We start from the raw sequence: 14,094 nt of genomic DNA on the forward strand, positions 1-14,094 counted from the left end.
CCCCCCGCTCATGCCTGCCCCAGAGATCATTCGTTCCCTTGAAGCCCACAAGCGCTGGCTCGGCTACCTCCAGCCGGACGGCCTCGTCGTCTCCGCCGCTGCCCTGGTGGACAAAGGCCACTACTATCAGGAAGCCCAGCGCCAGCGTCAGATCGAACTCATTGATCACCTCAGCACCGCTCAGAGTTACGATGAAGAAACCGGCACCGTGGAAGTCACCGACTTCAAGGCCTTCGCCATCGACTTCCTGCAATGGCCCGCCCAGGAGTGGGTGAACGCCGCCGATCTGCCTGACTCCTGCCACATCCTGCTGAAGGAAAGCACAGAGGTTCTCGCGCCATTCGCCGCCTTGCATCTCCCTCGCAGCCAGCGTGAGCAACTCTCGGCAGACCAGTCACCGTTCCAGCTTCTGCTCTATCCTTCCGGCCATCCCGAGGGCGAGTTTGATAAGGTCTATGAAAACCAGGCCAACACCTGGGAGACCACCGCCACTCGGCGTCTGGAGCGCCTGCTGCGTGAGACAGGCATCCCCATCGGGCTGCTGTATTCCAAGAGTGCCATTCGCTTGGTCTATGCCCCTAAAGGGGAAAATCCCGGCCACCTCACCTTCCGTTACGCGGACATGCTCAGCACCATGGGCCGCCCTATCCTCGGTGCCTTGGACCTGCTGCTGGGCCGCCCCATGCTGTTCCTGGGGGATGCTAGGAACCAACTCCCGGCACTGCTCCAGCACAGCCGCACCATGCAGGCCAGCGTCTCCACCGCCTTGGCAGAGCAGGTCTTGGAGAGTCTCTACGAACTGGTGCGCGGCTTCCAGGCTGCCGATGCCCGTGTCCATGGTGATCTGCTGCGTGGGCCGATGGCGCGTGATCCTGACGAGGTATATCATGGCCTGCTCACCGTCCTCCTTCGCCTCGTCTTCCTGCTCTTTGCGGAGGATCGCGGCCTGCTGCCCTCCAGTTCCCTGTTCAATCAGCACTACTCCCTCCACGCCCTCTTTGAGCGCCTGCGCCGGGATGCCGCCCTGCATCACGACACCATGGATCAGCGCTTCGGCTCCTGGCCGCAGATACTCACCCTCTCCCGCCTCATACACAGCGGCTGTTACCACCGGGACCTCGCCATGCCCGCCCGCCTGGGGCACCTCTTTGATCCGCAGCGCTTCCCCTTCCTGGAAGGTCGCTCCGATGACCGCAGCGATGTCCGTGATCCCGCCCACAGCCTGCCCACTGTATCCGATGGCACGCTCTACCGGGTTTTGGAAAAGCTCCTCATCCTCCAGGGGGAGCGCCTCTCCTACCGCACGCTGGATGTGGAGCAGATCGGCTCAGTGTATCAGACCATGATCGGCTTCACCTTGGAGATTGCCCAGGGCACCTCCATCGCCTTGAAGCCTGCCAAGAGTAAAGGCGTACCCGCCTTCCTGGATCTGGACGCCCTGCTGGCTGCCGAGCCTGGCAAACGCGCCGAGCAACTCCAGAAGACCACTGACCATAAAATCACCGGCAAGGCCGCCACCGCCCTGAAGGACGCCCTAAGCCATGACGACCTCATTGCTGCACTGGAGCGCAAGATCGCCCACGCCGCTTCCCCGGAGAAGGCACCGCCTGGCTCCCTCATCCTTCAGCCGACCGATGAGCGCCGCCGCTCCGGCTCACACTACACTCCGCGCGCCCTCACCGCCCCCATTGTCAAAAAGACCCTGGAGCCCATCCTCGCGCGGTTGGGGGACAAGCCCACGCCTCAGCAAATCCTCGACCTCAAAGTCTGCGACCCCGCCGTCGGTTCTGGTGCTTTTCTTGTAGAGGGCTGCCGCCAGCTCGGGGATGCCCTTGTGTCCGCTTGGCAGCACTACGGTGACAGGCCAGTCATCCCGCCGGATGAGGACGAGCTACTACACGCCCGCCGCCTCGTCGCCCAGCGCTGCCTCTACGGCGTGGATCGTAACCCCATGGCCACCGACCTCGCCAAGCTCTCCCTCTGGCTCGCCACCTTGGCCAAGGATCACCCCTTCACCTTCCTGGATCACTCCCTGCGCTCCGGCGACGCTCTCGTCGGATTGAGCAAGAAGCAAATCATCGCCTTCCACTGGGATCTTAGCTCAGATCAGGCCAAACAACGCCAGCTCGGCGAAGACCAGCTTGAGAAAAGCATTGAAGTCGCCATCAACAAGCGCATTGGCATTCTCGAGGGCGGCGACCACATGCTCCCCGGCTTCAAAGCCGAACTCCTTCAGGCCGCAGATACCGCACTCGAAAAAGCACGCCGCACCGGTGACCTCTGTGTCGCCGCCTTCTTCAATGGCGACAAACCCCGCGCCCGCGCCGAGCTGCGGGACCGCTACCTGGACACCCTCATCGAGATCGCCTCCACCAAGGATGCCAAAGAGAACTTCACCAAGACCAACGAAGTCAAAGCCATCGTCGCCCAGCTCCGCCAAGGCGCGCCGCATCCTGTCCTCCCGTTCCATTGGGAAATCGAGTTCCCTGAAATCTTCGCACGCGGGAACGCTGGATTTGACGCATTTGTGGGAAACCCGCCTTATGCCGGCAAAAACACAATATCGGCAGGTAATGCAGACAACTATGCACCTTTTCTGCAACACCAGCACCTCAACTCTCACGGGAACGCCGACTTAGCCGCCCACTTCTTTCGAAGGGCATACAACCATGTTCGAGAGCATGGCAATGTTGGTTTTGTCACTACAAATACGATAGGACAAGGTGATACTCGCGAGAGTGGTCTTGCTTGGCTTTGCACGAAAGCTTCGCCCAACGCAGAAATTTATAGTGCTGAACGCCGCATCAAATGGCCGGGAATTGCGGCAGTCACGGTCTCAACTGTTCACCTTCATAGAGGCATCTTCACCGGGGACAGATATTTGGATGGGAAAAAAACTTCTTTCATCAGTGCGTATCTGTTTCACGGCGGGAGCCATAATTCTCCCGAAACGTTGATCGAAAACTCTACCCTCAGTTTTCAGGGGGCAATCCCTTTAGGCAACGGCTTTTTCTTTGACGATACAAAGGTGGATAAAGGCAGTTGGCCAGTGTCATTAATGCATCACTTACTGGACAGGACTCCTGTCAATGGGTCCGTTGTATTGCCGTATATTGGAGGGTCGGAATTGCTAAACAACCCAACTCATACCCCCCACCGGCATGTAATCTATTTCGGGGGAATGTCTGAAGAGAGCGCACGACAGTTTAGTGACTTGTTCGCCCTCATCGAAGAACGAGTTAAGCCCGAGCGCGAGACTAATAATCGGGAATCCCGTAAGTTGAATTGGTGGAGGTTCGGCGAGTTGGCCACCAAAATGTTTGAAGCAAAGGCATCCTATAAAACACAACTGGCTCATTCGTTTGGACCATTCACACACCTCGCCTTCTGTAGGATACCCGCAAACATCATAATTGGCGGTCCTCATGTGTGTATCCTGGACAGAGGAAACGCGCAGTTTGCATGTCTCCAATCGAGAGTTCACATGACGTGGGTTCAAATGATGAGCTCATCATTCCAGGATGGCCTTCGCTACACCCCGAGCGACTGCTTCGAAACCTTTCCATTCCCAGTAGGGTGGGAGACCGATTCGGCGTTAGAGGCAGCGGGTCAGGCGTACTACGAGTTCCGTGCTGAGCTGTTGGTGACGAACAGCGAGGGGTTGACGTCAACCTACAATCGCTTCCACGACCCCGAGGAAACCGCCCCCGGCATCCTCCGTCTGCGCGAACTCCATACGGCCATGGACCACGCCGTCCTCACCGCCTACGGCTGGAGCGACCTCATGGAAACCGGCCGCACCGTGTGCGATTTCATCCCCGACTACTACGACGAACCCGAGGAAGAAGGCGGCGACCCCGTCCCCAAAAGCATCCGCTACCGCTGGCCCGACGCCACCCGCGACGAAGTCCTGGCCCGCCTCCTGAAACTCAACGCCGAACGCCACGCCCAAGAAGTCCGCCAAGGACTCCACAGCAGCACCGCTCAGAAAGCCGCCCAGAAAACCCCGGCCAAGAAAGCGACCCAAAAGGCGGCGAAGAAAGAGGTCCCCAAACAACCTGCTTCAAACCAGGAAGACACCCCGCGCCTAGCGCAGGCCTCCTTGCAATTTGGACCTGAGGATCTTGCTCTTTTCCAGGCACCGGTTGTTCCAGACGGTCGCCGGCCGCCTTCGGCTCCTCGTATCAAGGAGAGTGATCCCAACATCTATGCAACAGCATTGGTCGCGGCGTTGCTTCACGAAGCTCAAGGCCCATTGCCATGGAAGCGCCTTCGTGACTCCTACATCCTGGCGACAATCCCAAGACTGATGGCGAGTCATGCTCTGCCAGATGATAGGCAACGAGTAGAGTCCTGGAGAAAGACTTGGGATCAAGTCGCTGGCCCAGAACACCTGCTGCAAGCGCTCATCAACCTCGGTGGGAGGAAACTTGCAGTGGAAGAACGCCCGTCGGGCGAGCCTGTCTTCCAACTTCAGGATGGATTCGTCATGAACCCCGAACCACACGTTTGCTATGATGCCTGGTTAGCACTTAGAATTTCCGAACCCTTTGCAGAAGAAGTGGAGCTTGAATTGGAGGAGTTCGATCTGGCTCAACTTGATCAAAAAGTGTTTGCTCTCGCCGCCTGATTCCCATGAAGACCGACACTTCACAGCCATCACTGGAACTGACTCTGAAAGAGCCTCCCATTTCATTTGTTCCTCTGCCAGGGCGTGAAGAGCCTGCCATCTGGGTTTCAAAGATTGGCGTGTTCAAAAATTGGAAACCTGTGGAGGAGAATCAGCTCCGAGTCTTCACCCTCCACCGAGGGCTCAACATTCTGTGGGCGAACCCAGACGGGGCCAATCCAGAAGAGAATCGGCTCAGCGGCCACGGTGCGGGGAAATCAACCTTTTGCCGTCTCATACGCCATCTCTTGAACGAAGACGCTGCTGGGACAGCGGCGTTCCTTGAAGGCTTGCGGCAGCGTTTCGATAATCCATGGCTGGTGGGCGAGGTCTGGGTCAGCGGCCAGCGTTGGCTGGTGGGTCGCCCGCTCAGTGATCACGGGCACCACTCATTCGCCTTCAAAGGTGAGTCGTTGAGCTTTGATTACCCCGAAAAGCCGCCGCGCCAGGGATATAAGGAGTATCAAGAAGCGCTGGAGTCTGCTGCACTTGGAGGGGTGGTTCAAAAGCGTTTGCCTGATTCGCAAAAGGAACTGGATTGGCAGCGCCTGATTCCATGGCTTTCACGGGATCAAGAAGCCCACTACAGTGGGCTGTTGGAATGGCGACATAAGGACAGTGAACACAAAAGCCCAGTTCCGTCGCATGATGACCGAGGACACATCCTTCGTCTGGTGTTGGGGCTTTTGAACAGTCAGGAGAAGGAACTGCTGGAAAAATACGCGCGTGAATACGAGCAGCACGAAAAGAAGGTCCGTGAGCGCCCTCGAAAAGAAAGCATCGTCGAGAATGACCGCTCCCGTCTCTCCCAGGTTCTGGGAGGGTCCAAGATTCCCAATCCAGACGATGTGGAAGCTGACCTGCTGAAGGCGAACCTGGATCAGCATGTCAAAGAGCTCCGAGAAAGCGTCAACTTAGAGCCCGCCAAGCTTCGGCATGAGGAGGAAATTGCCCCCTTCATCAAGGAACTCGACTTGGCTCGGGCAGCGTGGGCATTCGCAGATGAATGGGCTGGGGAACTTGAAGATGTGATCACGAAAAAAGAGGCCGAACTCAGAGGAGAAACCCTTCCGGCTGCCCCGAGAATTGAGCCGAAAAGGCGGGACGTGATGAACAACATGATGAAAGGGCTGGGACCATTCCCTGGCTACTGTTCGCATGATATGAACGATGCATGGAGAGCCAAATGCCCAATCGCCAAACAACGGCCCACTGACGATGACGAAGTTGTTGATGCTGTGAAGCAGATTGCCGCTTCGCCCAAGAGTCCGAAGGAAGACGAGATCTCTCGCGACAAGGTGGAACTAGCGCGTCGCAACAAAGTGGTGGCTGAACGCAAAGCATTGCTAGACACTGCGCAGGCGAAAGTGAACGCACTAAGAACCCGTCACGCTGCGGAGCTTGCTCAGATCAACTTTCCAAACCTACAGGCGGGTCAAATCGAAACGTATCTTTCGTCTTTCAAACAGTCGTATGCAGACTTGAAGACATGGGATGCGGCGATTGATGAACATCATGATCAAAAACAAAAGCTGACCGCCGCGTTACAAAAACTGTCTGAACAACACGACACAGCAGTGCGTGCCTTCCAACGTCTTTATGACTACTTCGCCAAAGAGTTGCTTGGGAGGCAAGTGACCGGCGAGGTGGAAATCAAGGCTGGCAAATCCATCCATCCAGAAATTGTGTTTGGAGGGAAGCGTGAAAGTGCGGCCTTGAAGGTAAGCAAATGGTTAGCTTTCGACTTAGCGGCCATGGTGTTTGGCACCACCAATCGGGACTGCCATCATCCTCGGTTCCTCATGCACGACAGCCCACGCGAGTCCGATCTCGCCCGAGGGATTTATTCGTCGATTTTCACCACAGTCCAAAAATGGGCGGAGTTGTTTGGCACTGAGCCACCATTTCAATACATCATCACTACCACTGAAGCTCCACCTGATCACCTTAACCGCGCACCGTGGAGACTCACGCCAGTCTTGGACGCTTCGACGGACGAGGGAAGGTTGTTGGGGGTAAATCTGGAGTAGCCCAATGCTTTATGAGGTGTTGCCTGAAAGCTGAAGAACGAATGCATTTGCCTTCTCGAAAACCATGACTCCCAGCCAAACCCGCACGGACCTCGCCGAAAACCTTGAACTGGACTTGATCGGCCCGCGCAACAGTCATGCCTGCGCCAACGAGCTGTTAAGTGACTCCCCCACGCAGTGGTATCTCACCGGGTTCCTGGTGCCGGTGAAGGCGGACATGGACACGAAGCTGGATGACACGGTGCAGGATGAGATCGACGAAGCGCCCGTCTCCGGCGGCTACGATGACAATGCACCCGTGGACCGTTCCGCCTCCGGCGGGAACTACCTGCCCGCCTCCATGGGCCTGACAGTGATCGTGCCTGCGGGCGCGAAAGAGATCTCGGTGGCGGTGGAGTGGGGAGACTACATCGAGGAAAAATATCTAGCGAAGGGGGAGAAGGGCGAGCCGAAGGAGCTGTATGGCTACCGGCGGCTGCCTAGAGCGGTGACGATGTCGATAGCCTTGCCTTCGCTGCACAGCAGTGAGGCTGAGGAGCTGGAGATCCCTGGCAGCAAGATCAAAACTGGGGACGCGGGCGGTATGATGCTGACCTGCATCGCCAGGCCCGCCCAAAGCCATGGGGCGCTCCCGCCAGGGTGCCGGGCGGTGACGGTGTTTCTGGTGAACAACCGGGTGGCGGACAAGGACCACTCCTACCGCGCCTGCGCCTACCAGGCGGTGTTGCGCGTGACCTGCGCCGAGGGACTGGTTGGACGCCCCGACTTGCGCGGTCTGGCCACGACCCTGCACTCGGACCCGGATCATGATCTGGCGGACCTGCATTTCCGCGATGTGCTGGACTACGGCATCGGTCACGGCGTGAGCGTGGTGTATGACAGCCGACCCGCTGCGATGGTGAACAGTGTGGAGACAAGCTGGGTGCCGCGCTACGAGGTGGAACGGGTGGTGGCGAGTGACATCCCGCAGGTGGAGTTCTCCATGCAGGCGCTGGCCAGCTTCACGGATGCTGGCCTACTGGGCGCTGCCTTGCGCCCGCTGGTGGTGCAATACCGTCAATGGCTTGAGGCTCGGCTGGCCGAGGCTCAAAGCCTGACGACGGAAAAGCGCCGGAACGTGGCGCTGAATTTGGTCAATGAAGCCCGTGCTGCGGCGGACCGCATCGAGCAGGGGATCGCCCTGCTGGAAACGAATGCTGAGGCTTTCCGTGCGTTCACGCTGGCGAACCACTGCATGTTGGAGGCCGCAGCGCGCCGCCTGAAGGAGGTGCCACGGGAGAAGATCAAGTGGCGGCCCTTCCAGCTCGCTTTCATCCTGCTCAACCTGCCGGGCTTGGCTGATCCGCACAACGATCAACGGCGCATGGTGGAACTGCTATTCTTTCCAACCGGGGGCGGCAAGACGGAAGCGTATCTGGGCCTAGCTGCCTTCCAACTCCTGCACCGGCGGCTGACTTACCCCGGCATCCGCTCCGCCGGAGTGAGTGTGCTGATGCGCTACACGCTGCGGCTGCTAACGCTGGACCAGCTAGGCCGCGCCGCCGCACTGATCTGTGCCCTAGAACTGGAACGGCGGAAAGATCCCGCCACTCTGGGCACATGGCCCTTTGAGATCGGGCTCTGGGTGGGCTCCGGCGCGACCCCGAATCGTCTGGGCCACCAGGGCTACAGCGGGCCAGGGAAGGATGACACGGCCTACATCAAGACCAAACGTTTCCGTGAAAATGACCTGGCCAATCCTGCGCCCATCCCGCTGGAAAGCTGTCCGTGGTGTGAGACGCGATTTGGCAAAACCAGCTTCCGCATGGTGCCGACCGAAAAAGCACCAACGAACCTCCAAATCACCTGCCACAACTATGAGTGTCAGTTTTCCCAAGGCACGGGATTGCCCATCCTGACTGTGGACGAAACAATCTACCGACGACTACCAGCCTTCCTGATCGCCACGGTGGATAAGTTCGCCGCGCTGCCCTGGGAAGGGCGTGCAGGGGCGCTACTGGGACGCGTTAACTACTATGACGCGCTTGGCTTCTACGGCCCGATGGACGCCCCCAAGGGCACCAAAATGGAAGACGTGCTGCCAGGGCCGGACCTGATCATCCAAGATGAACTTCACCTCATCTCCGGTCCGCTGGGCACCATCGCCGGGGTCTATGAGGTCGCCATCGAGAAGCTGTGCGAGCGCTTCTCCATCGACGGCCAGAAGGTGCGGGTGCCAAAGATCATCGCCTCCACCGCCACGGTGCGACGGGCGAACCGGCAGATTCAGGCGCTCTTTGGCAGGCCAACGACGCGCATTTTCCCCTCGCCAGGGACCAGCCGACACGATTCGTTTTTCGCCAAGACGGTCGCAATCAACCCCGAGGACGGCCAGACCAACGGGCGGCTGTATCTGGGAGTGGCAGCCCAAGGACGCAGCTTGAAGAAGGTGTTCCTGCGGGTGGCGCTGGCGATCATGAGCCGGACGCAGACGCTTTATTCCGGCAGCGATCCCGAGGCGAAAGCCTGCGCCGATCCTTACATGACGCTGCTTGGCTACTTCAACAGTCTGCGAGAGCTGGGTGGTAGCAGGCGCATCGTGGAGGATGAAGTGCTGATGCAACTGGACCGCTTCGCTAACCGCCAGCGGTTGGAGCCCGCTGATCCGATTTTCTCGAACCGGAGTATCGACATGAGCCAGATCCGCGAGCTAACCTCCCGAGTCTCCACCAAGGACATCGCCGCGACGAAGGAGAAAATGGGCAAGCCGCACTCCGATGGAGAAGGCTGCGATGTGGTATTGGCGACGAACATGATTTCCGTGGGTCTGGACGTGACCCGTCTGGGCCTGATGCTGGTTCTGGGGCAGCCGAAAGGCAGCTCCGAATACATCCAGGCGACCAGCCGCGTGGGACGTGAGGTGACGCGCCCTGGCCTGGTGATCACCCTGTTGAATCCGCACAAGCCAAGGGACAGATCTCACTTTGAGCAGTTCCAGCTTTATCACCAGTCGTTCTATCGGTCCGTGGAAGCTACGAGCGTCACGCCCTTTTCCCCCAGAGCACTGGACCGCGCTCTCGGGGCGGCAATGGTGGGTATGATCCGCCATGCGGTGGAGAGCATGACACCGGCTCTCGGGGCGCAGCGCATCCTCTCCCCGGAGCTCAATGCCCGGCTGGAACAATTCTGCCAGCTCATGGCGGAGCGTGCGCGTGATCACCGACCTGACGACCTGCCATCCATGCCCGCCTCCCAGGTGTATCATTATGTCCTGAACCGCTGCCGGGTGATGGTGGATGACTGGAAGGCTATCGCAACGGAATGGCGTAACCAGCACAACTCTAGCATTCAATACCAGCGTGAGGATCGCCAAAGCGGTGCGGCGGCTCTGCTTCATGACTTTCTGGATACGGCGGTGGAGAACCTGCCAGAGCAGTTCCGCAAGTTCCGGGCTAACCGCTCTATGCGTGATGTGGAGACGAGCACGGAGCTTTCCGTGAAGGAACTCAATGAGCCGATCACGGGAGGCATCCACGCCGCTCCCGTTCCCGCCCAACCAAACGCTTAACCCGCATGTCCATTCAGCAACTTCGCTCAAGCCAACTCATCACCACCTTCGGCACCGGGGCCATGGTGGACCTGCCAGATGCGGCGGTCATCATCAGCGGTCCTGACCATTGGACCTACCGGGAGGATCAAATTGCCGATCACTTGATCCGCGAACCTCGGCTGAGCAAACGCGTGGCAGAGTATCTCAACCAAGCCTTCGGCCACACGCTGTCTGACGTGGAACTGCGCCGGCCACCGCGCATGAGGGAATCCTTCCAATACACCGGGGCGACGCCACTGGTGACAGGTTGGAAATTCCCAGAGTGGTATGTGGTGCAGAAAATCGAAGATCGCCAGGGAGCTAAGGGCAGACGATTGGTAGGCAAGCATCTGCTGGAGAGGAACGGCGACTACCGCGACCAACAGGGGAAGAGTCACAAGGTGGTGCCCATACGATTCGTGCGGGCGTGTGAAAGCGGACATGTGGATGACATCGACTGGCTAGCCTTCGTACATCACAAAACCTCACGGAACTGTCCGAAGGCCATGCAGGGATTGTATCTCGTGGAGCGGGGCAACTCCGGCGCGCTGTCGGACATTGTGATCAGTTGTGAATGCGGAGAGAGCCGGACCCTGGCCGCCGCGCAGAAGGACCAGCATTCCCTGGGAAGCTGTACCGGCAGGCGACCCTGGCTCGGGCCGCTCAGCCGGGAACAATGCGGACGGGTATCCAGGCTCCTCGTGCGCAGTGCCAGCAACGCCTACTTCCCTCAGCTCTACTCGGTGATCTCGATCCCCGAGCGGTCATCAGCCTTGGCGACAGTGTTGCGGAAGTTTGAGGCCGACCTCCAAATCGTCACGAGCGTGGAAATCCTGGCGATGGCAAGGCTGATGAACGGCGCGCTCAACGCGAGCTTGGGAGGCAGATCCAATCAGGAGGTCTTCGAAGCGCTCGAACTGCTGCGGTCCAATGCTTCCCAGCAGGATATGAGCGCAAAGACCCTAGAGTTCGCCGCCATCACCGGACCGGTGGAGCCGATGGAAAACGACCAGCATGACGGTGACTTCCTTATCCGCCACCTGCCGCCTGAGTTGTGGCAGGATGATGCCTTGCTCGCAGAATGCCTTCAGCAGGTGGTGCTGGTGGACAGGTTGCGCGAAGTCGTCGCGCAGGTTGGCTTCACCCGCTTCGAGTCCGCAGGCAAACGCCTGGATGGAGAACTCGACATGGATCTCAACATCACTCCGGCCCCGCTGGCGAAGGATAAGATCAATATCATCCCGGCCTTCGAGAACCGAGGTGAAGGCTTTTTCCTCCACTTTTCTCCGGAACGAATCAACGCCTGGATGGCGCGGAAGCCTGTCCAAGAACGAGCAGAAATTCTGCGGGCCGGATACGCTTTGCACGCGGAGGCCAAACAACGCGATCCAAATCAGTTTCATGGAGTGGCCTATTACTTCCTTCACACCTTCTCCCACCTGATTCTTCAGCGTATTTCCCTGGAATGCGGATACCCGGCGAGTTCCATCAAAGAGCGCATTTACTGCAACCAGGCGCTTGGGCACTATGGCATCCTGCTTTACACCGGCACTTCGGATGCCGAAGGCACACTGGGGGGCCTAGTAGAAGCCGCGAAATGCATTCGTGGCATCTTCCGTTCCACGCTCGAAAGCGCAGCCATATGCTCTGCTGACCCGGTCTGCTCCAACGCCAAGCCCCAACCGAACAATCCCAACCATCTGCTCCTGGGCAGCGCCTGCCATTGCTGCACCCACCTGCCGGAAACTTGTTGTGAGCAGATGAATCAATACCTCGACCGTGCGCTCGTCATCCCCACTCTGGAAGACCTCGGCTGTGAGTTCTTTTCTTCCCAAGCATTATGAACCCATTCGTTGAACTGAGCCTCAGTCAGTTGGAGTCCCTCCGTTCAGCCTTTCAGAATGGAGCGCTCAAATATGGTGCCAATGCCGAAGGCCTCCGTCAGCAAACGCTCTCTGCCAAACAAGCGCAGCACTTGGACAAGTATCTGAAGGAGCGAGAGCTATCACCTGCTGCCTCCATCGCGATCATTGAAGCGATCCTGCAAACTCGTGAAGGCGCGAGTAATCTGGCTCTCGCACAAACCCTAGTGGTGACCGGCCCCGAGATCGAAAACACAGAGATCCTCAAGACGGGCTCAAGATTCATCGAAGTGGTGCAACATGCCCGCCGTGAGCTGATGCTGGCCACTTTCGCGCTCTACCAGGGGGACCAGATCCTTGCACCCATCTACCAAGCGATGGTTCAGAACCCCAAACTCAACGTGACTCTGATCCTCAACGTGCCCCGGAAATACGGAGACACCACGCTCACAGAGCAAGTGATCGAAGCCTACCGCCGAGATTTCCTGACTAAGCATTGGCCATGGGAGATTCGCCCAAAAGTTTATCACTTCCCAGCATCCCTACACCTCAAAGCCAGTGACAGGGCTTCCATGCATTGCAAGTTCGTCCTCGCTGACGAAGAGCGCTGCTTCGTCACCTCAGCCAATTTCACCGAAGCCGCCCAGAAGAAGAACATTGAAGTGGGAATTGAACTTTCCGGTTCCTATGAGCCCAAGGCTCTGAGCACTTACTTCAAAGCTTTGATTCAAGGTGAAATTCTTGCTCGTTTGATTTGATCGACTTCGACATGAGCGCAAGCTTTGCTCTTGGAGCCGACGGCATGAAAGTAATGCCCAAGCTCTGCGACGCAGTCCTCCACCACTTCACGAGCACGGACATTGTCATCAATGACAAGGGCGAGCAGTTTCATTTCATAGCATTTTGTGGTGAGCCAACCGCAAGTGGATCGAGCTTCAGTTCAAACCTCATTGCGGCTCCTGCCCCGGTTCTGCCCACCAACCCCTTTTGTTCGAGAGGTCCCATCTCCTTGTCCAGGGCATCCAGTCTGATATTGAGCCGTTGCCCAAGCATTTTTCTGGTCAGCAATCTGTCCCGTCGCAGTTCACGGAGTGCGGCAATCTGTTTCTGCGTGAACTTTTTCTTTTCTGCCTCCTCGGCATCAGGGCCTCCATCGCGGACGCGGATTTTCGGTCCGAACGCGTAGCCCTTGTCGCGGTTGGTGATGATGTCGCTTCCTCCGCATTCCAGGTGTTGCTTTTCTTTCAGAATCCTTTGAGCCGCCTCGCGAATCTGCCGCACCGCGTCAGCGGCCGCCTTCTGCCCGTTGTCATGAATTCCGAGAGCATGCTTTCCAATGTAGTTTCCGTCGTAGGCTTTCCGGTCAGCGGTCAGCGTCTTGTGCTTGAGCAAATCAAGAACCTTGCGCGTCTGCGTCGAGTTAGCCGGCCCCGACAACTTGTGACCGGATAACTCGACGCGGTCAGGATAGAAATCGAGGAACACCTCTCGCAAGGGTTGGCAAGGCCTGTCGCTTTTTGTGACCGGATCACTCTTCTCGGCACAGGCATCCCTGGCCGGGTGCTTCTCCAATGCAGTCCGTATCTTCTTTTCCAGCGGATGCTTTTCCCCAAAGGGCTTGCCAACAAAATCCTCGGCTCCCTCCTTCAGTAACTCCACGGCAAGGTGGTAGGAGTCGATGTCATTTGCGGTCATGACAACAACAGGCGTCAGAGAATGGCCAAGCTCACCTTTGATTTTGTGGAGGAGATTGCGCCCGTATTCGCGATCAGGCCGCCCTTTGTAGGCTACCGGGATAGCCAGATCCAGCAGGATGTAATCATAGGCTGTCTTGAGCAGGTGCTCCTCCGCCTCCGTTTGGCAGCATGCCACATCGTGGGAGTGGCCCATCGAGATCATCTTTTCTCGAACGACATCGAGAACTCCATCATCATCTTCGATTACGAGTGCGTGCGGCATGATGCG

7 protein-coding genes are annotated in these 14,094 nt (G+C 58.0%); 5 read left to right on the forward strand and 2 right to left on the reverse strand.

Going from position 1 to position 14,094, the window contains the following annotated elements; all coding sequences use genetic code 11:
• Positions 1-10 precede the first annotated feature (10 nt).
• The 5 genes from ABEB25_RS12075 to drmC all read left to right on the forward strand — a co-directional run bounded on the left by ABEB25_RS12075 (position 11) and on the right by drmC (position 12,887).
• The gene (locus ABEB25_RS12075; RefSeq protein ID WP_345736663.1) at positions 11-4,630 is read left to right on the forward strand and encodes an Eco57I restriction-modification methylase domain-containing protein; all 4,620 of its coding nucleotides are present in this window, start codon (positions 11-13) and stop codon (positions 4,628-4,630) included.
• Positions 4,631-4,635: 5 nt separating this feature from the next.
• The gene (locus ABEB25_RS12080) at positions 4,636-6,699 is read left to right on the forward strand and encodes a hypothetical protein (RefSeq protein WP_345736664.1); all 2,064 of its coding nucleotides are present in this window, start codon (positions 4,636-4,638) and stop codon (positions 6,697-6,699) included.
• A 64-nt stretch (positions 6,700-6,763) separates the two neighbouring features.
• On the forward strand, positions 6,764-10,246 hold the full coding sequence (drmA, locus tag ABEB25_RS12085) for a DISARM system helicase DrmA (RefSeq protein ID WP_345736665.1): 3,483 nt from the start codon (positions 6,764-6,766) through the stop codon (positions 10,244-10,246).
• Positions 10,247-10,251: 5 nt separating this feature from the next.
• Positions 10,252-12,111 (forward strand): DrmB family protein, encoded by a 1,860-nt coding sequence (gene drmB / locus ABEB25_RS12090; protein WP_345736666.1) that lies wholly within the window; start codon positions 10,252-10,254, stop codon positions 12,109-12,111.
• Positions 12,108-12,887 (forward strand): DISARM system phospholipase D-like protein DrmC, encoded by a 780-nt coding sequence (gene drmC, locus ABEB25_RS12095; RefSeq protein WP_345736667.1) that lies wholly within the window; start codon positions 12,108-12,110, stop codon positions 12,885-12,887. Before drmB ends, drmC begins: the two co-directional genes overlap by 4 nt.
• On the opposite strand, the gene ABEB25_RS12100 is transcribed toward drmC, so the two are convergent.
• Together ABEB25_RS12100 and ABEB25_RS12105 are read right to left on the reverse strand one after the other, a co-directional pair.
• A complete protein-coding gene (locus ABEB25_RS12100; protein ID WP_345736668.1) occupies positions 12,857-13,021 on the reverse strand; it encodes a hypothetical protein in 165 nt (54 codons plus the stop codon). The two genes, drmC and ABEB25_RS12100, sit on opposite strands and share 31 nt — an antisense overlap.
• Positions 13,018-14,088, reverse strand: a complete 1,071-nt coding sequence (locus ABEB25_RS12105; RefSeq protein ID WP_345736669.1) for a response regulator — start codon at positions 14,086-14,088, stop codon at positions 13,018-13,020. The genes ABEB25_RS12100 and ABEB25_RS12105 overlap by 4 nt, the downstream gene beginning before the upstream one ends.
• Positions 14,089-14,094 lie beyond the last annotated feature (6 nt).

This window comes from Prosthecobacter algae, assembly GCF_039542385.1.
Lineage (GTDB): Bacteria > Verrucomicrobiota > Verrucomicrobiia > Verrucomicrobiales > Verrucomicrobiaceae > Prosthecobacter > Prosthecobacter algae.

What these genes read in the sequence shown, in the direction of transcription:
- ABEB25_RS12075 (WP_345736663.1), top strand. Translation starts at nt 11, where the DNA reads ATGCCTGCCCCAGAGATCATTCGTTCCCTTGAAGCCCACAAGCGCTGG.
- ABEB25_RS12080 (WP_345736664.1), top strand. Translation starts at nt 4,636, where the DNA reads ATGAAGACCGACACTTCACAGCCATCACTGGAACTGACTCTGAAAGAG.
- drmA (WP_345736665.1), top strand. Translation starts at nt 6,764, where the DNA reads ATGACTCCCAGCCAAACCCGCACGGACCTCGCCGAAAACCTTGAACTG.
- drmB (WP_345736666.1), top strand. Translation starts at nt 10,252, where the DNA reads ATGTCCATTCAGCAACTTCGCTCAAGCCAACTCATCACCACCTTCGGC.
- drmC (WP_345736667.1), top strand. Translation starts at nt 12,108, where the DNA reads ATGAACCCATTCGTTGAACTGAGCCTCAGTCAGTTGGAGTCCCTCCGT.
- ABEB25_RS12100 (WP_345736668.1), bottom strand. Translation starts at nt 13,021, where the DNA reads ATGAAACTGCTCGCCCTTGTCATTGATGACAATGTCCGTGCTCGTGAA.
- ABEB25_RS12105 (WP_345736669.1), bottom strand. Translation starts at nt 14,088, where the DNA reads ATGCCGCACGCACTCGTAATCGAAGATGATGATGGAGTTCTCGATGTC.